Consider the following 22,541-nt stretch of genomic DNA (forward strand, 5'->3'; position numbering starts at 1 on the left):
ACATGAGCCTTCTGACGATCAACGACCTGACGGTCGAATTCCCGACGCGCCGCCAACTGTTCACCGCTGTGGACCACGTGGACCTGTCCGTTGAACCGGGCGAAATCCACGGTCTGGTCGGCGAATCCGGTGCGGGCAAATCCACAATCGGAGCGGCCATCATGGGTCTGCTGGACCGGCCCGGCCGGATTGCCAGCGGCACCATCAAGCTGAGCGGTGACCAGATCAGCGGCCTGGATGCAGTCGCAATGCGCGGCCTGCGCGGCAAAAAAATCTCGATGATCTTCCAGGATCCTCTGACCTCGTTGAACCCGCTGTTCACCGTGCGCGAACAGCTGACCGAGACGATCCAGGCCCATCTGGGCGGAACGGATGCCGAGGCGAACAAGCGTGCCCGTGATCTGATCGACCGGGTGGGCATTCCTGACCCGGACACGCGGTTAGACCAATATCCGCACCAGTTCTCAGGCGGGATGCGGCAGCGTGTTGTGATCGCTCTTGCGCTGTGCACCGAGCCAGACGTGATTATCGCGGATGAACCGACCACGGCGCTGGACGTGTCCGTTCAGGCGCAGATCCTGGACTTGATCAAGGAACTGGCGCAAGAACGGCAGGTCGGCGTTATCCTGATCACCCACGACATGGGCGTGATCGCGGATACCACGGACAAGGTGACGGTTATGTATGCGGGTAAGGTGGTGGAAACCGGCCCGACGTCTCAAGTCATGGGTCAGCCCACGCACGAATACACCAAGTCACTGATCGCCGCTGTCCCGCGCCCCACGTTGAAACTGCACCGCTTCCCGCAGATCAGCTATGGAGGGCGTGAGACCCGTTTTGCCATCGACGATATGGCCCGGCACTGGCCCAAGGTGGACAATGACACCAGCAAACCGGTGTTCGAGATTCGCAATCTGACCAAGAAGTTCCTGCAGCGCAAAGGCCTGCTGCCGTGGGACCGCACTTATTTCACTGCCGTTGACGATGTCAGCTTTGACATTCGTGCGGGTGAGGTATTCGGGGTCGTGGGTGAATCCGGCTCTGGCAAGTCTACCATCGCGCGGATGATCGCGGGGCTGTACCCCGTTGATGGCGGTACGATCACCTTTGAGGGGCAGGTGGTCAGTGATCTGACCAACAGGGCCGCGTTGGATGCGTATCGCAAAAACATTCAGATGATCTTTCAGGACCCTTATTCGTCGCTGAACCCCCGGATGCGGGTAGACGATATCGTGGCCGAACCAATCCGTCATCACAAGCTGATGGAAGGGTCCGATGTAAAACGCCGCGTGGACGAATTGCTGGATCAGGTGGGACTGGGCCATGAGGCCGGGCTGAAATTCCCGCACGAATTCTCAGGCGGTCAACGGCAGCGTATTTCGATTGCCCGTGCTTTGGCGACACAGCCGCGGTTCTTGATCTGTGACGAACCAACCAGCGCCCTGGACGTGTCCATTCAGGCACAGATCCTGAACATCCTGAAAGACCTACAGGAACATCTGGGCTTGACGTTGCTGTTTATCAGCCACGACCTGCCGGTGGTACGTCAAATGTGCGACCGGGTGGCCGTGATGAAGCAGGGCAAGGTGGTTGAGTTGCAGGAAACCAACGAACTCTTCGCCAACCCGCAGACCGAATATGCAAGCGAGCTGCTGCGGTTGATGCCGAAACTCGACGATCTGTCGACGGATGGGCTAGAGGCCGAGACCTAATTCCAAAGACCCAATTGCCCGTCACTCGGGCAATTGGGTGTGCATATACATTAAAATATTCAAACTTTGCAGACTCATCCGGGTTTGTTGTGCTACGTCTGTCTTTGGAGTTGGGGGCTTCAGAGGGGCGAAATGTCTCAGGACCTTAGGGACTGGCTAAGCGCACTTGGATTATCTGACTACGCGCAAGCCTTTTTGGATAACAAAATTGATTTTGGAATTTTACCCGATTTGACGGGTGAAGACCTGATCGAAATCGGAGTCACTGCTGTCGGCGACCGTCGGCGGCTTTTGCGCGCGATTGCCGAGCTTGAGACGTTCGAAATTGCCCCGCCATTTCAGCCTCAGGAATCCCTGGAGCCTGCGAAACGGCAGGTAACGGTCATGTTCGCCGATCTGACCGGATTTACTCGTTTGACCAGCGAACTGGATGCCGAAGACATGCACGCGCTGCTCAACGCGTTTTTCACCAGGGTGGACAAGGTCGTCGAAAAATACGGTGGCCGGATCGACAAGCATATTGGCGATGCGGTCATGGCAGTGTTCGGCGCGCCGATCTCGCACACGAATGATACCGAACGGGCCGCGCGGGCAGCACTGGAAATTCACACGGTTCTGCCTGGCCTGAACCCTCCGCTGACCTGCCATATCGGGATTGCATCAGGGCAGGTTATTGCCAGTACAACAGGCAGTCAGGCGCATACGGAATACACCGTGACCGGTGATGGTGTGAACCTGGCCTCGCGCATCACTGACATGGCGGCGCCGGGGGAAACTTTGGTTTCACATGACATTCAGCGTGCGTTAGGGCCGCTTTTTGTTGGTGAGTCGATGGGCGAAAAGGCAATCAAAGGCCTTGGTGATCCGGTTGAGCTGTGGCGGCTGGACCGGATGGCGCGCAACATCCGGTCGCGCAGGCATCGCTTTGTGGGCCGCGAGCGAGAGCTGTCCCTGTTTTCGGCAACGTTCGATCGATGCCAGCGGCACGGTAAGGGTGAAGTCCATATCGTACTGGGCGAGCCGGGTATTGGCAAAACGCACCTGTCGGAACAGGTGGCTGAGCTGGCCGACAGCCTGTCTTATTCCATCCACAATGGCGTGGTCATGGATTTCGGCGCGCGCGAGGGGCATTCAGCCATCCAATCCGTGACACGCAGTATTCTTGGGCTGGAGCCGACGGATGATACGGAAACCTGTGCATCTGTCGCGAAGGATGCAATTAGCAAGGGTTGGGTAACAGCGGCGAATGCCGCGCACCTGAATGCCCTGCTAGAGCTTGAACAAGACCCCGGTCTGGCCGAGGTCTATGCGGTGATGGACAATGCAACCCGTCTGCGGGGGCGTCGTCAGGTTATAGACGACCTGATTTCGGCCCGCAGCCAAAAAACGCCTTTGTTGATCCATATCGAGGATATCCACTGGGCTTCACCCGAGATCCTGACAGCTTGCGCCCATATCGCGGCGATGACGCGCAATCTGCCCTGCGTGTTGCTAATGACCAGCCGCGTGGAAGGCGATCCGATCGACCGCGAATGGCAACTTGCGACGGATGGTGCCCTGATATCCAAGCTGGAACTGGCGCCAATGGGGGACGAACAAGCCCGACAACTGGTCGAAGAGTTCACCGGGATCGACCCGGAACTGTTAGACGCCTGCGTGAAACGCGCCGGAGGCAATCCGCTGTTTCTTGAACAGTTATTGCGCAATATCGATGTGCTGAAACAGGAATCCGTTCCCGGCAGCATTCAGGGCATTGTTCAGTCCCGTCTGGATTCGCTGGACCGGACCAGCCGAACGTCGATTCAGGCGGCATCCGTGCTGGGGCAGAGGTTCTCGCCCGAAGTTTTGAATTTTGTTCTGGGTGAAGGGCATCTGGATACCTCGACCCTGATCCGCTCTGCCCTGATCCGCGAGGCTGAGGCCGATCTGATGTTTGCCCACGCGCTGATCCGCGACGGATCTTATGCAACTTTGGTGAAATCTGAACGCGCCCGCCTGCATCGTCAGGCCGCGAGTTGGTTTGAGGACCGTGACGCCACTCTGCGGGCACAGCATCTGGATCGCGCGGGTGCGACCCATGCGGCCCAGGCTTATCTGGAAGCCGCGGACAAGCTGATACAGGTTTTTCAGTTCGACGATGCCAGCCCGTTGATCGAACGGGGGCTGGAACTGCCAGCACCCGCAGGGGTTCGCTTTGATCTGTTCTGCGCCCGGGGTGAGACGCACCGGTTGCAGGGCCTGTCCAATGATGCCCTGCGTGAATTCAAAGAGGCCGCAGAATTGGCCGAGACGGATGAACAAATCTGCCGGGCGCAAATCGGCTTGGCGCAGGCCGCGCGGCAGGCCAGCCTGTATCAGGAAGCTCTGGAAAGTCTGGACATTGCCGAGGCAGCTGCGGAACGCTGCGGGTCTGACCGCGACATTGCTCAGATCAACTATGTGCGCGGCAATGTATACTTCCCGCTGGGGCAGGTGACAAAGGCGCTTGAGAGTAACGAAAAGGCTCTAACACTGGCCAGAAAGCTTGAATCCGCGCGACTTGAGGTTGGTGCGCTCAGTGGATTTGGCGATGCCAATTTCATGAATGCCACGATGCAAACTGCGACAGGGTTCTACACGCAGGCAGTCGAACGGGCGCGAGAAAAGGGTTTGGTCCGCGATCTGGCCGCGAACCTGCACAATCTGAGCGTCGCGCGCAGCTATACCGGTGATGTAGCGCAAGGAAAGTTGGATGCGCAGGAAGCCATTGAAGTGTCACAGAAGTACTTCGCCTTTGTCCCAGAATGCGTGGCGCAGACCTGTTTGGGCGTTGCGCACACTTTCTTAGGGGAAATAGATCAGGCGTTGGACGTCTTTACCCTGTCTGCCGAGATCGCGAACCGCGTTGGAGCGAAACGCCTAGAGGCGCAGGCGCTGGAACATCTTGCCCGCACGCAGGTTTATGCCGGGCAGCTGGAACAGGCGCGTGAAACCGGTCGCCGCGCGGTCGGCATTGCCCTTGAACACGGTCGGAATTTCGTCGGACCAAAAGCGCTGTCAGCTTTGGCCATGGCCGAAGAGGACCCCGCGACGCAAGATGATAACCTAAAGCTTGGCGAGAAGATCATCGCCGAAGGCTGTGTTGGCCATAGCCATCTTCATTTCTATACGGACGCCGCTGCCGTCATGCTGGCGCGAAAGCAGTGGGACGAAGCCACGCGATACGCGGATGCCCTGGCAGCTTTCACTGCAGATGAGCCTTTGCCGATGGTCGATCTGTCGATCCTGCAGGCTCGAACACTGGCTGAATGTGGGGGTTGGGGTATTCCTTTGACGGCACATGAAGGATTCGATGAATTGAAGGCGCGGTTTCAGGACCTGGGCATCAAACAATCGCTGGTCGGGCCGCTGGACTAATCAGGTGAGGGGCTGAATGAGCATAGAAAAGAAAGTCTGGCTGATCTCGGGTTTTGTTACGCTGGGTCTGGCCCTTGTTCTGTTCAAACTCTGGATTGAACTGAATCATTTTGACGAGGATCCGACGCAACTGCCAGATCAGGCGTCGGTCGACGCTTATCTGCAAGACCTTCCAAATTTGCCAAGCTATCAGGTCAAAACTGGCATATTCATCAAATCTTTCAGTTTTACCGGCGCCAGCGATGTGCATGTCAGCGGTTATATCTGGCAGCATTATGAGGATGGTGTGCATGACGCCATCAAACCAGCCGAAGGCGAAGTGGGGTTCATCCTGCCGGAAGCTGCCGAGGCAGCGAGTGGCCTGATTGAAGAAGCCTACAGGATAGATCAGGGCGGGTCCGAGTTGATCGGCTGGTACTTTGAACAGACCTTGCGCCAGGCCTTTGACTATACCAGTTATCCGTTTGACCACAAAACCGTCTGGGTCCGTTTCTGGCCGGGTGAGTTTGACGTAAATGTGGCTCTAATCCCTGACTTTTCGGCCTATCCGGCCACTGGGCCGGACGATATCTTTGGCATCGACAACCGGATCGTCATGGGAACGTGGGAGCGTGAAAACACATATTTCGACTATCGCCTGTCCGATCTGGATACGACCCTGGGCATCGGAAAGAACGAATATCAGACCAACCTGCCCGAGCTGCACTATAACTTCGTCATCAAACGGAACTTTGCGAATGCCTTTATCGTTCACATGATCCCCCTGATTGTTGTGACGATGCTGCTGTTCGGGGCCGTCATGACGGTCACGCGACGCCCCAATCTGGTGGAACGGCACGATTTCAGTACGTCCAGCGTTATCGGCACTTGCTCGGTCCTGTTTTTCGTGATCCTGCTGGCACATGTACAACTGCGCGAAGGGTTCGCCGGATCGCCCGTGATCTACATGGAATCGTTCTTTTTCCTGATGTATTTCCTGCTGCTGGCAGTGTCGGTAAACACCTACTTCTTTGCGGCCGAGGCCGTGCCGTCCCTGTGGTTCATCCACTATAAAGACAACCTGATTCCCAAGGCCTGCTTCTGGCCCTTTGTCCTGTCGTGCATGGTGATCATCACGGCCTATAACCTCAGCCTCAAGGACATCCCTAAGGATGAGGCCGGGATACAGGTTCAAAACTAGGTGGGCGGCTGCCACCCGGGTTTTTGTGTGCCTGTCGCCATGTCCAGCGTGTATTCCCCGACAACCCCGGCTACGCCCTGATCCAACTGGTCCAGATACTTGGTGGGCTGCGCGATCACGTAGGCATAGGCGGGTTTTTTCACACCGTCGATCAGCACATTGATCCGTTTGCGGACATAGACATTCTCGGGTGATCCGGGTCCGTGGTAACCTTCGAGCTGGTCTAGCTGTTTCAGGCCCGATGAGGTCACCCGATACACTTCTCCGCATATTGGATGGCCGCGCCCTTTCTGGTCGACCAGCGTGGCCATCCTGTGCAGGAAGCCACAGTTCGGATTGTCGCAATGCGGCTCATGCGGCACGATCAGAGGCATTCGCTGTCGCGTCACGGCCTTGCCAACGAAATCATCCAGCACATCGGCGTGGGCTTCGTGGTTCGGGAAGCCTTTCTTCAACGAACCATAGGTAAAGTAGAGATAGGTGCGCTCACGGTCATCAACCACATCGTCTTCGCCCTCTTCCTCAATCTCGGTCAGCGTGTGGCTGTTGGCCCAGTCATCCAGCATGGCCAGCACGTCTTTTGATATTTTGGCGTCTTCGATTTCATGGGCGTTTTGCAGGAAATGGATGCAAGCGCTGGCATCAATGCCATCCGCTGCCAGCAGAGTTTTGACCATTTCGACCGAGTTGTTCATCACCGCCACGTGCAGGCTGGTAAACCCATGGTCGTTGGTCGCATTCACGTTGATACCGCGCCGTATCAGCTCTTGTGCAGCCTCCAGATCAGGTTTGCCCAGGTCCTGCCCGTTTTCGTTCAGCTCGCCTTCGCCGCCTGCTGCGTAGTGCAACAGCGTGTCGCCATTGTGGTCATCCACGATGTCGATCCCGGCCATGCCATTGTCGATCGCCTCGAACACACGATTCCATTGTTCGAACTCATCCGATGCGGCGGCTTCTTGCGCCCATTTGCAGATGTTGTGTTCCTGATCGGCCAGTTCCTCGAACGCTTCGTCCAGAACCTCCATGATCTGGTCCGGGGTCGCCATCATGCCAATCCCCATCATGCCGTTTGACAGCCGCCCTTTCCGGGGACCGACCAGATCAACACCCAGATCGCGCAGCTTTTCGACATTCCTTTGGGTAGTGACATTGTTCCACATGTTGGTGTTACACGCCGGGCAAAGGATCGCCGGTTTGTTCCGGTACTGCCAGGCAACAAAGACCGAGGTCAGAAGGTTGTCGGCAATCCCATTGGCAATCTTGCCCATTGTATTGCAGGTCACGGGCGCCACGATCACGCAATCGGCCCAGTCACACAAGGCAAGATGCGAGGCGCGCAGGGGCATTCCAAATTTGGTGTAGCGAAAGTTCCATTCGTCGTCATCGCGGTAATAGTCGTTGTGCGAGATATAGTCCTCGACCTTTTCCGGCTCGTACCCCCGTTCAATCTCGACGCCCTTTTCGATCTCGATATCGCGAAAGAACTTCTCAGCGGAAACCGACGGGATCAGTTTCACGTTGTGGCCAGCGGCGGTAATTTTCTTTACCAGTTGCGGCACCTTGTCTGCGGCAGAAGACCCGCAGGCACACAGCAATACGTTGCGTTTTTCGCTGGGGGCATCGGTCAGCCCACCCTTGGGATAGCCAAAGATGTTCTTGTCCAGGCTGGGAGATTCATTGCGCAGCAGAACCGGCAATCCGGCCTTCTTGATGTCTTTTTGAAATTGACCATTAAGGATTCTGTCTACGATGTCCTTGCGCGTGCCCTGAAACACATTCTGGAAAAACAGATATGGAACCGTTTCCTTGCCGGTTCTAGCGATCAGTTGCCTGCGCATTTTCATGACATTTGCCCCGTGCCCCTCGACATCAACCAGCTTGATGTCGGTGATGCCGATATTGGCCAGAATACTGCGCAGCATGTAGGACCAGGGGTCTTCATCCGCATAGAACAGAACAAGCGGGTTTTTTTCGGTGATATGGTCTACGTCGGACGGATCTTTTGGGGCTTCACGTTCTTCGATTACCAGCAACGCAGGTTTCGTAATGTCCCGAAGACCGCGGAACAAATGTCCGCGTGGCGCTTGCCACACTTGTGAGGTCGCGGGGCTCATGTCCACAACCGTCACCATATCGGTGGCCTCTTTATATGCGATACACAGGCACCAGAACTCCTCCAACAGGGCCGTTTCGCGGAACGCATTCTTCGGGGGGCGAATGACCTCAGACCCCAGTACCTTGTTGAAATCGATATTGATCATCAGGTGACGACCTTTGTCATCGTTCAGGCTTAGCAATTGGTGGCGGAACCAGTCTTCGGGTGATTTGATGCTTTTGTCCGAACGATTGGCATAGCTGCGGAAAGTGCTGCCCAGATGCACGTCCGGTTCCTGGCTGAGGTACCGTTGCGCCATCGCGTGCATTTGCCGGGCGGTCGACACGCGGCTAAGCGCCTCGGCCAGATCGGTTTGTGTTGCTCTCAGCAGTTTATCCTCGTCAACCTGTTCATCCCCAAGGATGGCCAGGCTTTCGGCAAGAACGCCCATCGAGTTCATGTTCGGGCTGGCCCGTCGGAACAGGTTACGCCGCTTTTTGGGGTCCTTGGCCAGGTATTCCGTACTGTCGACATAATTGCAGTCCTGCTTCAGGGTTTGCAGGTATGTTTTGACAGCGTCTAGCGCCGAAAACCGCAGCATCCCCCGTGATCGCATCGATGTTCCGTCGCGGTCGGTCATCCCGGCCCACAGTCGATCAATGGTTGTCACCCATAGCTTGCCGTACTTTTCCGGGTGAACGTCCATCATATGAACGAGGCCGGTGCTGGGGTTGCACTTTGCGATAATGGCGAAATGGCCGCCCGGCATGTTTTCCTTGCCATGTGCGACACCGACCTGAAAGTTCGCCACAAGGATATCGTTCTTTCCACCCAGCCGATTGGATTCGTCTATTGCCTCAAGCAGCAGATCCACGGATGTCGTGGCCTCATCCATGAAATAGGCCTGCACCTGAATGACATCGCGCAGGTCCTGGGTATGGATGAATGTGCAGGCAACATCGAATAGCTCGCCCAGCGATATTCCGTCGTTTACGACAAACGAGGTTGGCAAGCCGCATTCGCGAAAGATGTCGTTGACTTCGTAGCTGAATCCAAGCGCCGACATGCTAAGGGCTGCCGCAGTCACGCTGCAGCAATTGATCGGCTGTTGATAGTTTTTCAGATGCACGCTGACCAGATCGCCAAATAGCGTATCTTCACAGGCATCTTTGATCTTTTTCGGGATTGCCTTCCATTGGTGTTTGGGCAGATAGGCCAACCGGGTGCCCGGAGTGGCCAGGGCCTGAAGACTGACGGGAATGTCCTCGATTTCGAGATGTTCTTCGTAAAAATAGTCCCCGCTGTCTGCGGTCGCCAGAACCGCTTTGTCCTGCCGAAGCTGAACCATGCCGCCAAGGACCACAAACATACCCTCAGAGGGCAGGACCGTCTCTTCGGATACTTCGTAGAATTCGAATTTCGAATGAATGACTGATGAATCCTTGGATGGCAGGACCTCATCTATCAATTTCAAATCGTCTTGGGATGGGTTGAATGATTGAGAGCTTTCAATTGGATCTTTAGGCACGTCTTGTCCCCCCTGAACTTCGCCGTGAAAATTGTCAAAGACCCAACGCAGAAGCTTGTTCTTGGGTCAGGCACCCATCGGTCATACAGAATAAAAAAACCGGCCTGACGTAATTTCCCGCGCTGGGCGGACCGATTGAACACATTGATATGCGCGAACAAAAGGGTCCAATTGAGCGCACTGTATAATATCTGAATATAAAAATCACTGGCGTTGTTGAGTGGGCCAATTGCGTTGCTGCCATGGGGTGATCACGTCGTTCATCGTACCGCCGAGTGCGGAGGGTCGCACAGGTGGTACGACGAATTGACAAAAACCTTGTCAATATGACAAGCATAACCACGATTTCGTCAAGATTGCCCCTGCGTTTCGGACAGAAGCGGCCTCATACTTTTAAAAATGAAAGAGGAGGCGCGTTTTGAGCTGGAACATTTGTGTCATCGGAGCAGGCAAGATCGGTCAGATGATCACGACCTTGCTGAAGTCATCGGCCAATTACTCGGTCACAGTGGCCGACCGCGATTTGGCTGCGTTATCGGCATTGAACAAGCAGGGCATTTCGACCCGGCAAATCGATGTGAGCGACGAAGCGCAACTGACCGAAGGTCTGGGTGGGTTCGATGCCGTAATCTCCGCGGCCCCATTCTTTCTGACGCCGAAAATTGCCAAGGCGGCCAAGGCCGCTGGTGCACACTATTTTGACCTGACCGAAGACGTCGCCGCGACCAATGCGGTGCGTGACTTGGCACAAGGCAGTGATACGGCGTTCATGCCGCAATGTGGTTTGGCACCGGGTTTTGTCGGTATCGCGGGGGCATCGCTGGCGGCGGAATTCGATGAAATCGACAGCCTGCATATGCGGGTGGGCGCGCTGCCGCTCTATCCAACCAACGCGTTGAAATACAATCTGACCTGGTCCACCGACGGGTTGATCAACGAATACTGCAACCCTTGCGATGCCATCGTGAATGGTGAACGGGTCAAGACCGCTCCGCTGGAGGATTATGAGCTGCTTGGCCATGACGGGGTGGAGTACGAATGCTTCAACACCTCTGGCGGATTGGGCACCTTGCCCGAAACACTGGACGGCAAGGCGCGTGCGGTGTCCTACCGATCAATCCGGTACCCGGGCCATTGCGATATCCTGAAATTGCTTCTGAAGGACCTTGGCCTGGAACATCGCCGCGACCTGTTGAAGGATATTTTTGAGACTGCGCTGCCGCGCACCGATCAGGATGTGGTTTTGGTCTATTGCACCGCAAAGGGCATGATCGACGGCGCGCTGCGCGAGAAATCCCTGATCAACAAAAGCTTTGCCCGCACGATCAACGGGCAGGTCTGGAGTGCCATTCAGGTCACCACCGCTGCAGGCGTTCTGGGCGTGGTTGACTTGATGCGGACCGGCGCACTGCCTGCGAAGGGCTTTGTCCGGCAAGAACAGGTGAACCTGTCCGATTTCCTGAACACCGAATTTGGCCGGCTCTATCGCGCCGGCGACGTAACCGAACAGAACAAGGCGGCCTGAGATATGAAAGACATCGTGATGACAGCCCAAACAACCCTCGCCAATCTGGATCTGACCGAGGCCGAACTGACCGGCGGTACGCTCAAAGTGACGTCTCCAATTGATGGCAGCGTGTTGGCCGACGTGCATGAGACACCCGTTGCCGACATGGACGCCATCTTTGCCCGTTCTAAAACGGCGTTCAAAGAATGGCGGACAGTACCGGCCCCGCGCCGGGGTGAGCTGATCCGCCTGTTGGGAGAGGAACTGCGCGCCGCCAAGGACGATCTGGGTGCTCTGGTCAGCTGGGAGGCTGGCAAGATCACCTCGGAAGGCTTGGGTGAAGTGCAAGAGATGATCGACATCTGCGACTTTGCCGTTGGTCTTTCGCGTCAATTGTACGGCCTGACCATTGCGTCCGAGCGTCCTGGGCACCGAATGATGGAGACGTGGCATCCGGCAGGTCCGGTTGGCGTGATCTCGGCTTTCAACTTCCCGGTTGCGGTGTGGTCGTGGAATGCGGCATTGGCGCTGGTTTGTGGTGACCCGGTGATCTGGAAGCCGTCCGAGAAATCTCCGCTGACCGCGATGGCGTGTCAGAAGATTTTTGAACGCGCGCTGGCCCGGTTTGGCGATGCGCCGGACAATCTGCTGCAAACCCTGATCGGTGGTGCGGCGCTGGGCGAGGCTTTGGTCGCAAGCGAAGACGTTCCGGTTATCTCGGCCACAGGGTCCACCCGTATGGGTCGCGCCGTCGCGCCCATCGTGGCGCAACGCTTTGGCAAGTGCATTCTAGAACTGGGTGGCAACAACGCGATGATCGTTGGCCCCTCGGCCGATCTGGAAATGGCTGTCCGTGCGGTTGTGTTCTCGGCCGTCGGTACGGCCGGTCAGCGCTGCACCACGCTGCGCCGCCTGATCGTACATAACTCGATCCGCGAGGAGTTAGTGGGCCGTTTGAAAAAGGCCTATGCGGGCTTGCCCATCGGCAACCCACTGGTCGAAGGCACGTTGATTGGCCCGTTGGTAGACGAAGCCTCGGGCACGGCCATGATCGCTGCGCTTGAAGCCGCCAAGACCGAAGGTGGCACCGTGCACGGCGGTCGTCGCGTGACCGATGGTGTACCTGCCGGTGTCTATATGGAACCGGCCATTGTCGAAATGCCAGGCCAGACGGCGGTTGTTAAAACCGAAACCTTTGCGCCCATCCTCTACGTCATGGGCTATGACGATTTTGATGACGCGATCGAGCTGCAGAATGACGTCCCGCAGGGCCTGTCCTCTTGCGTGTTCACCCTGAACATGCGCGAGGCCGAGCAGTTCTTGACGGCAGCCGGTTCAGATTGCGGCATCGCCAACGTCAATATCGGCCCGTCAGGTGCCGAGATCGGCGGAGCCTTCGGCGGTGAGAAGGAAACTGGCGGTGGGCGCGAAAGCGGCTCGGACGCGTGGAAAGCCTACATGCGTCGTCAGACGAACACTGTGAATTACTCGGCTGAGCTGCCCTTGGCGCAGGGCGTCAAGTTCGACATCTGAACCAGTTATCCAGCGGCACCTTAAAGCGCCGCTGGATGTTCCAGATTAATCGGCAAAAAGATAATCAAGGCTCATGATGGCTTGCGCCTTGTCCAGCGACACGCCCAGAAACTCGGCAATCGCGGTCTCATTCTCAATATTTGAGTTGGTCTCGCGGATACGCAGGTATCCGTCAAACTCTGCCTCGCGGATCAATTCGGATTCGTGCACCAGTGAACTGCGCAGCGCCGGGATCAGACGGGCCACGGTTTCCCGAGGACTGCTGTCCCCGGCCAACCCAACCCGGCGAGCGTGACCGATCAGATAGTCGTCGGAATACTCGCACTCGATTTCAAGAACATGGCTGCGGGCCTGAACCGAGCAGAAATCCTGAATGATATCCAGATCTGCGGGATCCACGCACAAGACCAGCTTGTTGGAATCAAAGCTTTCAAACAGCATGCGGGCCACTGCACGCCGATGCCGTGTGCGCTTGGCCAAAGACGATTCAATGCCGCCCAGATCAGGCAAAGAAGTGTCTTCTTCGTTGAACAGGTATTCCACGCATGGAATCTCGGTTTCCGAGACGATCTGGTCCACCAGACGCTTGGCGACATGCCATTTCTTGCTCACGATCAGAAACACTTCGCGCTCAGGGCCCAGGGAATTGCCCGCCTCCCAGAACCGCTGCGCATAGCGCCGCCCCACCCGGCCTCGCCCGGTCAGAAAGCTGTACAGGTTGCGGCCTTCGTCCGAGATGTGAAACGTCATCCCTTCGGTTGCGTACATCTGACCCAACCTGTCCTTCAGCTCATGGGCTTCGGGGCTGATCTTGCGGGCGAACAGGTAATCTTGGGATAGCAGCAAGTCATAGTGATCGTTGTAGAACGTCACCGGCATGCCATAATCCGAGAACATCAGAAACGTGGGCGTGCGGTTGTCGATTTCAGTCTTGGGGATCAGATGGCGCACCAAAGTCTGAAAAAAGGTCTCGTCCGGAATCCAGGTGGTCGAGAAAAACCGTTTCACATCCGGGCGCTTTTGCAGAAAATCCAGGATCATTTCGATGGTCCTGCGGCGCAGGCACCACCATTGGCTGCCGATCATTATCTGAACGTCTGACGGAATCTCGCGCGTCAGACCAAACCGTTTTTGCAGATTGTACGACCCGTAAAACAGCTTGGCCTGTGTGCGTTCGTTGAAATAGTGCCGATAGATCAGCCGGTCCTCGACCATGCCGGTCTTGATCCAGTTGCTTTCCAGGAAATCATGGCTTTCGACGAAATCAACGTCGTGTTGATTCAGAAAGTCGTGGAAGTATTCAGCCGATTTGATCGGCATGCAGTCACCCGACACCATGTAGAAATGAGTGGCGCGGGGAAACGCATCCACAGCGGCCTGCAGGGCATTCAGCGTGGCCTGAACCAGTGACCACGCCCCCCAGCCGCATTTGATGCGCTTGCTGGCAAACGTGACATTGGGGTTGTCTTTCAAAGCCTCGCGAATGCGTTCGAAAGCGGCCGCACTGGCACGCGCGTCAAAGTGGATCGCCATGCAATCCCCGGCTGCGGTCAGTTGCTCGGCCTGCGCGATGATTGCGTCAGGGTCTTTGTGACAAAGCAATATGTAGGCAATTCTTGCCATATTGGCCTATTGTTTTCCGTTTCTGCCCGTTTCCAACCGTGATACTGAGGATGAGCGATTGAATAAATAGAATATTTTTGGTTTTTTGGTTTCGAATGCTGGCGCGTCAATTATGAGACCAGATCAGCAAAGGAGGCACAGCAGATGGGTTTTCCCGGTACATGGATGACCGAAAGCGAAAGCATGGTTTACCGTGTGGTGCCGAAATGCGCCTGTTCGACCATTGGTCAGATCATGTTTTATTCGGATCACGGGCAGTTTTTTGACGGTGATATCCATGACGCGAAGGACGGGATGCACAAATGGGCCTTCGGTCCAAGTCAGGATCAGATCTCGGGAAATGTCCGCAATCACAAGTCCTTGGCCTTTACTTGCGTACGCAATCCTTATACCCGAATTCTAAGCTCGTTCTTCGACAAAATCTGCGGCATTCAGCGCAACGGCAAGCGGTATCGGGGCAATTTGGTGCCCACGCTTATCTATAATTACGGGATCGAAGTTGGCGGCGACGATGGCAAGGGTGAGTTCGATCAGATCGCCAGTTTCCGTCGGTTTTTGCTGTTTGCGCGTGATACGATCCGCTGGCGCCGCCCGATGGATCCTGACATTCACTGGTCGGCCATGTCCGGGCATGTTTCTACCTTCATCGTGAATGGTGGGCAGTACGATCAGATTTTCTGGACTGAGCAGTTCAATGAAGGAATGCAAAGTGTCCTTGATCGGTTAGAGACACCGCACGCTGTGAATTTGTCCGAAATCCCGCGATTCAATGAATCCGAAGGCCATGGGCCCAAACGTGCGCATCCGGTCGAGGACTACTTTGACGACCTTTCGATGCACTTGGTCTACGAAATCTACAAACACGATTTCGAGTTGTTCAAATACGATTTTGAGAACCCGGGCAACAAGATGCCAATTGGGGAGATTGATTTGGACGAAGTTCACGCCAAACTGGGCGATTAGACGAACTGATCAGCGATCGATCAGCCGCTCTTTCAGGCCGGTCGGGTATAGCTCTGGACCGCCGATATCCAGAGCATCCAGACTGAACCATCCTGCCGTCCAACTCAGGCCATTGTCTTCGGTGAATGAAATCGGCGCGTCGGGCCAGTTCAAAAGCTCGGGGCACTGAATCTCGGCCACAAAGATGATCTCATGTCCCTGATGCCCTTCATGCTGGTACAGGTTCTCGATCACCAGCGGTTGCCCACTGACTTCAACTGTCACATCGAGCTCTTCCCGGAACTCACGTTTCAGCGCGTCACGCCATGTTTCGCCGAATTCGACCGATCCGCCCAAAGGGCGAACACCCTTGATGCGACCGTCGTCATTTGGGACTTCGGCAGCAAGAAGGCGGTCCCACCGCCAATGCAAGCCGATGGCTTTGACACGGATACCGTTATGAGGGCGCCAGAATGTCATACTTGTCACCGATTTTGCCATGGATGCCGTTGAATACAAAAGAAAAAGGTCTCGCTAAACGAACTAGAGAGACCTTTGAAGTTATTGCAGTTTGGGTGGTTTGGAAACCGCTTCTTCAGACTTGGCGCACGGCACCTTTCGCGGCACTTGTCGCCAGCTTGGCATAGGCCTTTAGCGCGGTTGACACCTTGCGCTTGCGCGGTGCGGCCGGAACCCATCCCTTTTCGTCCTGCTCTTCGCGGCGGGCGGCCAGTTCTTCGTTTGACACGGCCAGATGAATCGTCCGGTTGGGGATGTCGATCTCGATCTTGTCGCCTTGCTTGACCAGCCCGATTTCGCCACCCTCGGCGGCCTCAGGTGAAACGTGGCCGATGGACAGACCCGAGGTGCCACCCGAGAAACGCCCATCGGTCAGCAGGGCGCAGGCTTTGCCCAGACCTTTGGATTTCAAGTAAGACGTCGGATACAGCATTTCCTGCATCCCCGGACCGCCGCGCGGGCCTTCATAGCGGATCACCACCACGTCGCCTTCTTTGACCTTGCCGGTCAGGATGTCGTTGACCGCCTGATCCTGGCTTTCGCAAACATAGGCCGATCCGGTGAACGTCAGGCTGTTGGGGTCAACGCCTGCCGTTTTTACGATACAGCCATCTCGCGCGATGTTACCGAACAGAACCGCCAGACCGCCATCTTGGCTGAAGGCGTGTTCCTTGGACCGGATCACGCCACCTTCGCGGTCGGTGTCCAGTTCTTTGTACCGGTTCGACTGGCTGAAGGCCTGTGTCGTGCGTACGCCGCCCGGCGCGGCCTTGAACAGGTCCTGCGCCGCCGGGTTGTTCGCAACCTTGATGTCCCAGTTGGCAATCGCCTCACCCATCGTGCCTGAGTGTACGGTGCTGCAATGTTCGTGCAGCAGCCCGGCCCGGCTAAGTTCGCCAAGGATCGAGAAGATGCCACCGGCGCGGTGCACATCCTCCATGTGAACATTTTCGGTGTTGGGTGCGACTTTACAGAGACACGGCACCTGACGGCTCAGGCGATCCATGTCGGTCATGGTGAAATGCACCTCACCCTCATGCGCGATAGCTAGCAGGTGCAAAACCGTGTTGGTCGAACCGCCCATGGCAATATCCAGCGACATCGCGTTCTCGAACGCGTCGAACGTTGCGATTTCGCGTGGCAGGAAGCCTTTTTCATCCAGATCATAGTGACGCTTGGTGATCTCAACGATCCGACGACCGGCCTCAAGGAACAACTCTTTACGGTCGGCATGCGTTGCGAGCGTGGAACCGTTGCCCGGCAGCGCCAGTCCCAGAGCTTCGGCCAGACAGTTCATCGAGTTTGCGGTGAACATACCGGAACATGAGCCACAGGTTGGGCAGGCGTTTTCTTCGATATGCTGGACCTGTTCGTCGGTGAATCTGTCGTCGGCGGCGGCGACCATCGCATCCACAAGGTCGATCTTCTTGGCGTCCAGATCGGCGATGTCGATCTTGCCGGCCTCCATCGGCCCACCCGAGACAAAGATCGCCGGGATGTTCAGGCGCATCGCGGCCATCAGCATGCCGGGGGTGATCTTGTCGCAGTTCGAGATACAGACCATCGCATCAGCGCAGTGGGCGTTGACCATATATTCGACCGAATCCGCGATCACTTCGCGCGAGGGCAGGGAATACAGCATCCCGTCATGGCCCATGGCGATACCGTCATCCACCGCGATTGTGTTGAACTCTTTCGCAACACCGCCAGCGGCCTCAACCTCGCGCGCGACCATCTGGCCCAGATCCTTCAGGTGCACGTGGCCGGGTACGAACTGGGTGAACGAGTTGACGATGGCGATGATCGGTTTGCCGAAATCGTCGTCACCCATGCCGGTGGCGCGCCACAGGCCGCGAGCACCGGCCATGTTGCGGCCGTGGGTTGAGGTTCTGGATCGGTACATTGGCATGATGCTGTTTCCCTTTTGCCCCGGTTGCGATACTCGGGTTGCGTACGTTATAGCGCACGTACCACATGTGCGCTATAACGCACAAGAGGATTCGAGAGACGATCAAGATGGCACCGGACGAAATTACGTTAAAACTACGCGATGTGCGGGCGGCCTCGGGGTTGAGCCTGTCCAAAGTGGCCGAGATGACGGGTGTCAGCAAAGCCATGCTGGGTCAGATCGAACGAGGCGAATCCAGCCCGACCATCGCAACGCTGTGGAAAATCGCCAAAGGGTTTCAACTGCCGCTGAGTGCGTTGATCGGAACGGCGGCCCTGCGGGATACCGCCATGACCGACGTGTTTCACACGGTGACCTTTCCCGGCAGCATTGAGGTCAAGATCGTCTTTCCCTTCGATCCGGCGCTGGGCGCCGAAACGTTTCACGTCGACCTTGCCCCAAACCAAAGCCACGAATCCGCAGCCCATGCCGCAGGGGTGACCGAAGAAGTGTTTGTGCTGAACGGATCGCTTGAGATTCTGCGTGATGGTGACTGGGTACCGCTACAGGCCGGGCAGGGCCTGCGCTTTGCAGCCGATCTGCCGCATGGTTACAGGGCGGGGACGAATGGCGCTGCGTTTCTGAACATGCATCATTATGCACAACCAGCCGAAGTCACCTGAGGCAACGCGCTCGCTGGAAAGGTTGGGCGAGATGAAACAAGTATGTGACCCAAGTACACAGCTATGACTTTATGTCGAGGTGGCACACAGCGCGGGTCGCGCTGTGTACGGGTTCTTTTGCACGAACCGATCAGTTCGACGCAGATTGCAGCTTAGAGCTGTACTCGGACAGCGAGCTGGAAACGATATCGTACCACTCGCCCGACTGCCGCATTTCGTTCAGGCCATTGTTCAGCATCGAGATATACTGCAGCCCGTATGGGTTGGATTTATGGGCCAGCAGGCGAATGGTGGACAGATGGGTGAAGTTCTCATTCTGAACCACCTCGTTTTCCATACCCAAAGCCGCAATTGCCCCATTGGCTTGCTGAATAGCCATCCCGGTGGCGTCCGCGGTTCCGTTCATGACCGCCTCGATGCACTCTTCCGGGGTGCGGGGGCGAACAAGCGTGATTTTGGGTTCGACCAGGCCGGCCTCTTCCAGGTCATTGGTAAAGAACCCGTCCATACGACAAAATACGGCCCCTTCAAGCTCTTCGATGGAGGCTGCGCCAGCATATTTGCTGTCGGGCAGTGTGAAATACCCAACGACCGATTCATACAATGGCTGTGATGCGTAGAACCCGTTACAGCGATAAAGGCTGTCTTCACCCATGGCATCGGGGTTTTTTGCGCAATCTGGCACAACCCAGGCAACGGCGATGTCATACGCTCCGGCGGGCAGAAGTGTGTAAAGATGCGAGTTGAAATCGTTCACCCAACCCTGATTGTATTCGCGCTTGTTGCCAGCACGATGCAGGGCCGTTGTCGACAACCGCATCAAAAAGCCGCCACCCGAAAGACCTTCGTCCGTATAGGGTGCCCAATCGTTCCCGGCCAAAAGACGAATCGGTGGCTCGTAAACGTTTCTGGGTTTGATTTTTGCGGCTTTTTCTTCCTCACGCTCAACAACTTCGTTGAACTGCGATGTGGCGGTCAGTCGGCCGTCAGCGCATGGCAAATTCAGAATGGTACCAGGGGTCAGATTGTTCGGATTTCCGGCAATGACGTTTCTGTTTGCGTTGAAGATGATCTGGTAATCCCGAGAGCCATATGCCGTTTCGGAAATAGTCGCCAGCGTTTCGCCTGCTTCTACTGTGTACGATTCGCACGCGACCTGCGCCGCAGCACTTATCGGTGAGATCAAGGCAGCCAGACCCAGGGTCATGAGGCCAAACTTAATTCCAGGGGTGTTCATTTCGTTCTCCTGTAGAGTGAGTTTTTTCAACGTGCACCAGGGTCCCGGTTTTTTGTTCTATCACCCTAGTGACGTTGTGTTTTTTCTTTCGCTTACAAAATGGTAGGAAAGATGTGCCGCGCCGATTAAAATTTTACAGACTGCGGGGGAAAGCGTTTGTTCTTTTCCTGATTGCCCGTTTCCTTTGCTTCAGCGCCGATTTGTATTGGCTGTTTCCACGGCCTGAGTTCGGGCGCTTTCACAGATACTCCGGGGTACATTGACGTGGGGAAAACCGACCTTTTTGGGGCGGAAAGTGCGTTTTTTTGGGTTCAACCCTTGGTGGAGTGATAAATTACACACGGACATAAGCCCGATAAGCGGGGCTTTAGTCTTACACGCATTACTATTTGGGGTGTTTGCAACCCAGAGTATGCATGTGGTCAAACGGGTGCGCGCGCAGGACTGGTTCCTGAGAGCGCTCGCGTCAGTTGGTTTTGCCCAACATAGTCCCAATCATTCGCACATGCAGGTTCAGAGGCGTCCGTTAGCGTCATCATCCCATCCAGCCTTGAACCCGCATGCGCGCGCGTATAGGGAAAAACCAAACGCGTTTAGGGGAGGCTTTTATGCAGGACGATCCGAAAACCCTCGTTTCTACCGAATGGCTTGCTGCCCATCTCAAGGACCCGGATCTGCGGGTACTGGACGGGTCATGGTATCTGCCACAGCAAGGGCGCGACGCAAAGGCCGAATACGCCGCCGCTCATATCCCCGGCGCACGGTTCTTTGATATCGATGACATATCGGACCACCGCTCGGACTTGCCGCATATGGCGCCCCCGGTCGAAAAGTTCATGTCCCGCCTGCGGGCGATGGGCGTGGGCGACGGCCATCAGGTTGTCGTCTATGATGGGGCCGGTTTGATGTCTGCCGCCCGTGTATGGTGGTTGTTCCGGTTGATGGGGCAGGAAAACATCGCCGTTCTGGATGGTGGTCTGCCGAAATGGCAGGCCGAGGGGCATGAGATCGAAGATCTGCCGCCGGTGATCCGCGACCGCCACATGACCGTCCGGGTCCAGAACCATCTGGTCCGTGACGTCACGCAGGTATCTGCCGCCGCCAAGCTGGGAGATCATGAGATCATCGACGCACGCTCTGCTGACCGTTTTGCCGGAACCGGAACAGAACCGCGTGAAGGTCTGCGAACGGGCCGCATTCCCGGATCGCGCAACGTGCCCTTTGGCACTTTGCTGAACAAGAATGGCACGATGAAATCCCCCGAGGAATGCCGCGCCATCTTCGAGTCCGCAGGTGTGGACCTGTCGAAACCGGCTATCACATCCTGCGGGTCGGGTGTGACCGCCGCAATCCTCAGCCTTGCGCTTGAGCGCATGGGCAAGAAAGACCACTCGCTTTATGACGGCTCCTGGGCCGAATGGGGTGCCTTCCCGACCCTGCCCGTCGCAACCGGAGAGAACTGATGTTCGAAAACCTCAAACCGCAGCCTGCCGACAAGATTCTGGCGCTGATGCAGGCGTATCGCGAAGACCCGCGCGATCAAAAGATCGACCTGGGAGTTGGTGTTTACAAAAATGCCGAGGGCGTGACCCCGGTGATGCGTGCGGTGAAAGCGGCCGAAAAGCGCATCCTGGAAGAGCAAGAAAGCAAGGCCTACACCGGATTGGCGGGCGACCCGGCTTATGCCGATGCGATGATTGGCCTGATCCTAGGCACCTCGGTTCCACGCGGCAACATCGCTGCCGTGGCGACGCCCGGCGGAACCGGTGCCTGCCGTCAGGCATTCGAGATGATCCGCATGGCCAACCCCTCGGCCCGCGTGTTCGTGTCGAACCCGACATGGCCCAATCATCTGTCGATCCTGAACTATCTGGGGATGGAGACGGTCCAATACCGGTATTTCGACGGCGAAACCCGTGGCGTTGATTTCGACGGAATGATCGAGGACCTGAAAACCGCGAATGCGGGCGACGTAGTCCTGCTGCACGGCTGCTGTCACAACCCGACAGGCGCCAACCTGAACATGGTGCAGTGGCAGGAGGTCGTGAACCTGATTAACGAGCGCGGCCTCGTGGCAATGATCGATATCGCCTATCAGGGCTTTGGCGACGGACTGGAAGAGGATGCGCAGGCAACCCGACTGGTGGCCTCGTCGGTCAAGCGCTGCCTGATTGCAGCGTCCTGCTCGAAGAATTTCGGTGTCTACCGCGAGCGGACCGGCCTGTTGATGGCCATCAGTGATGACCCGGCGCAGACAGCTCTGAACCAGTCCACGCTGGCATTCCTCAACCGTCAGAACTACTCGTTCCCGCCGGATCACGGCGCACGGGTGGTGACGACGATCCTGAATGATGAAGCCCTGCGCGCTGACTGGGCGGCTGAGCTGGAAGAGGTGCGCCTGTCCATGCTGGGCTTGCGCCAACAACTGGCAGACGAGCTGCAGGCCCAAAGTGGGTCCGATCGCTTTGGGTTTGTCGCCCAGCACCGCGGCATGTTCTCGCGTCTGGGGGCGGCACCGGAACTGGTCGAAAAGCTGCGCGCGGACCACGGCATCTACATGGTCGGTGACAGCCGGTTGAACATTGCCGGCTTGAACGCGACGACAGTTCCGATTCTGGCCAAGGCGATCATTGACGTCGGTGTCTGATTCAAGCCAATAAATCAGAAAACCCGGGCGCGAACGCCCGGGTTTTTTTTG

General features: G+C 56.6%; 14 protein-coding genes. 9 read left to right on the top strand and 5 right to left on the bottom strand.

Translation table 11 applies throughout. From position 1 onward, the window contains the following. Positions 1-2: 2 nt before the first annotated feature. The 3 genes from AC2FI9_RS17955 to AC2FI9_RS17965 all read left to right on the top strand — a co-directional run bounded on the left by AC2FI9_RS17955 (position 3) and on the right by AC2FI9_RS17965 (position 6,288). Entirely contained in the window at positions 3-1,712 is a 1,710-nt protein-coding gene (locus AC2FI9_RS17955) for an ABC transporter ATP-binding protein (protein ID WP_496769538.1), read from the top strand. 132 nt (positions 1,713-1,844) lie between these two features. Next, a complete protein-coding gene (locus AC2FI9_RS17960; protein WP_496769540.1) occupies positions 1,845-5,108 on the top strand; it encodes an adenylate/guanylate cyclase domain-containing protein in 3,264 nt (1,087 codons plus the stop codon). Positions 5,109-5,124: 16 nt separating this feature from the next. Further along, a complete protein-coding gene (locus tag AC2FI9_RS17965) occupies positions 5,125-6,288 on the top strand; it encodes a hypothetical protein (protein ID WP_496769542.1) in 1,164 nt (387 codons plus the stop codon). Here AC2FI9_RS17965 and AC2FI9_RS17970 read toward each other — a convergent pair. After that, positions 6,285-9,857, bottom strand: coding sequence for a flavoprotein (locus AC2FI9_RS17970; protein ID WP_496769545.1), 3,573 nt, complete (start codon positions 9,855-9,857; stop codon positions 6,285-6,287). The two genes, AC2FI9_RS17965 and AC2FI9_RS17970, sit on opposite strands and share 4 nt — an antisense overlap. Positions 9,858-10,329: 472 nt before the next feature. On the opposite strand from AC2FI9_RS17970, the gene AC2FI9_RS17975 reads away from it, so the two are divergent. Both AC2FI9_RS17975 and amaB read left to right on the top strand, forming a co-directional pair. Further along, positions 10,330-11,436 carry a saccharopine dehydrogenase family protein gene (locus tag AC2FI9_RS17975; RefSeq protein ID WP_496769547.1) on the top strand — a complete coding sequence of 369 codons (1,107 nt, stop codon included), beginning with the start codon at positions 10,330-10,332 and terminating at the stop codon, positions 11,434-11,436. Between the two features lie 18 nt (positions 11,437-11,454). Continuing rightward, entirely contained in the window at positions 11,455-12,951 is a 1,497-nt protein-coding gene (gene amaB, locus AC2FI9_RS17980; protein ID WP_496769550.1) for an L-piperidine-6-carboxylate dehydrogenase, read from the top strand. A 45-nt stretch (positions 12,952-12,996) separates the two neighbouring features. On the opposite strand, the gene AC2FI9_RS17985 is transcribed toward amaB, so the two are convergent. Beyond that, positions 12,997-14,574 carry a DUF5928 domain-containing protein gene (locus AC2FI9_RS17985; RefSeq protein WP_496769553.1) on the bottom strand — a complete coding sequence of 526 codons (1,578 nt, stop codon included), beginning with the start codon at positions 14,572-14,574 and terminating at the stop codon, positions 12,997-12,999. A gap of 144 nt (positions 14,575-14,718) precedes the next feature. Here AC2FI9_RS17985 and AC2FI9_RS17990 point away from each other — a divergent pair, with 144 nt between their 5' ends. Beyond that, positions 14,719-15,537: a sulfotransferase family protein gene (locus tag AC2FI9_RS17990; RefSeq protein ID WP_282120959.1), complete on the top strand. Its 819-nt coding sequence runs from the start codon at positions 14,719-14,721 to the stop codon at positions 15,535-15,537. A gap of 9 nt (positions 15,538-15,546) precedes the next feature. Here the strand turns inward: AC2FI9_RS17990 and AC2FI9_RS17995 are convergent, their stop codons facing one another. Further along, positions 15,547-15,996 (bottom strand): NUDIX hydrolase, encoded by a 450-nt coding sequence (locus AC2FI9_RS17995; protein ID WP_496769556.1) that lies wholly within the window; start codon positions 15,994-15,996, stop codon positions 15,547-15,549. Positions 15,997-16,111: 115 nt separating this feature from the next. Next, a complete protein-coding gene (gene ilvD / locus AC2FI9_RS18000; RefSeq protein WP_496769557.1) occupies positions 16,112-17,944 on the bottom strand; it encodes a dihydroxy-acid dehydratase in 1,833 nt (610 codons plus the stop codon). 107 nt (positions 17,945-18,051) lie between these two features. On the opposite strand from ilvD, the gene AC2FI9_RS18005 reads away from it, so the two are divergent. Continuing rightward, the gene (locus tag AC2FI9_RS18005; protein ID WP_496769559.1) at positions 18,052-18,606 is read left to right on the top strand and encodes a helix-turn-helix domain-containing protein; all 555 of its coding nucleotides are present in this window, start codon (positions 18,052-18,054) and stop codon (positions 18,604-18,606) included. Between the two features lie 130 nt (positions 18,607-18,736). On the opposite strand, the gene AC2FI9_RS18010 is transcribed toward AC2FI9_RS18005, so the two are convergent. Further along, the gene (locus tag AC2FI9_RS18010; RefSeq protein ID WP_496726735.1) at positions 18,737-19,843 is read right to left on the bottom strand and encodes a peptidoglycan-binding protein LysM; all 1,107 of its coding nucleotides are present in this window, start codon (positions 19,841-19,843) and stop codon (positions 18,737-18,739) included. 608 nt (positions 19,844-20,451) lie between these two features. Here AC2FI9_RS18010 and sseA point away from each other — a divergent pair. Then, positions 20,452-21,306: a 3-mercaptopyruvate sulfurtransferase gene (gene sseA, locus AC2FI9_RS18015; protein ID WP_496769561.1), complete on the top strand. Its 855-nt coding sequence runs from the start codon at positions 20,452-20,454 to the stop codon at positions 21,304-21,306. Beyond that, positions 21,306-22,490, top strand: a complete 1,185-nt coding sequence (locus AC2FI9_RS18020; RefSeq protein WP_496769563.1) for an amino acid aminotransferase — start codon at positions 21,306-21,308, stop codon at positions 22,488-22,490. Before sseA ends, AC2FI9_RS18020 begins: the two co-directional genes overlap by 1 nt. The last annotated feature ends 51 nt before the right edge of the window (positions 22,491-22,541 follow it).

The organism is Ruegeria sp. CDSA246, from assembly GCF_059611225.1.

What these genes read in the sequence shown, in the direction of transcription:
- AC2FI9_RS17955 (WP_496769538.1), top strand. Translation starts at nt 3, where the DNA reads ATGAGCCTTCTGACGATCAACGACCTGACGGTCGAATTCCCGACGCGC.
- AC2FI9_RS17960 (WP_496769540.1), top strand. Translation starts at nt 1,845, where the DNA reads ATGTCTCAGGACCTTAGGGACTGGCTAAGCGCACTTGGATTATCTGAC.
- AC2FI9_RS17965 (WP_496769542.1), top strand. Translation starts at nt 5,125, where the DNA reads ATGAGCATAGAAAAGAAAGTCTGGCTGATCTCGGGTTTTGTTACGCTG.
- amaB (WP_496769550.1), top strand. Translation starts at nt 11,455, where the DNA reads ATGACAGCCCAAACAACCCTCGCCAATCTGGATCTGACCGAGGCCGAA.
- AC2FI9_RS17985 (WP_496769553.1), bottom strand. Translation starts at nt 14,574, where the DNA reads ATGGCAAGAATTGCCTACATATTGCTTTGTCACAAAGACCCTGACGCA.
- AC2FI9_RS17990 (WP_282120959.1), top strand. Translation starts at nt 14,719, where the DNA reads ATGGGTTTTCCCGGTACATGGATGACCGAAAGCGAAAGCATGGTTTAC.
- AC2FI9_RS17995 (WP_496769556.1), bottom strand. Translation starts at nt 15,996, where the DNA reads ATGACATTCTGGCGCCCTCATAACGGTATCCGTGTCAAAGCCATCGGC.
- ilvD (WP_496769557.1), bottom strand. Translation starts at nt 17,944, where the DNA reads ATGCCAATGTACCGATCCAGAACCTCAACCCACGGCCGCAACATGGCC.
- AC2FI9_RS18005 (WP_496769559.1), top strand. Translation starts at nt 18,052, where the DNA reads ATGGCACCGGACGAAATTACGTTAAAACTACGCGATGTGCGGGCGGCC.
- AC2FI9_RS18010 (WP_496726735.1), bottom strand. Translation starts at nt 19,843, where the DNA reads ATGAACACCCCTGGAATTAAGTTTGGCCTCATGACCCTGGGTCTGGCT.
- sseA (WP_496769561.1), top strand. Translation starts at nt 20,452, where the DNA reads ATGCAGGACGATCCGAAAACCCTCGTTTCTACCGAATGGCTTGCTGCC.
- AC2FI9_RS18020 (WP_496769563.1), top strand. Translation starts at nt 21,306, where the DNA reads ATGTTCGAAAACCTCAAACCGCAGCCTGCCGACAAGATTCTGGCGCTG.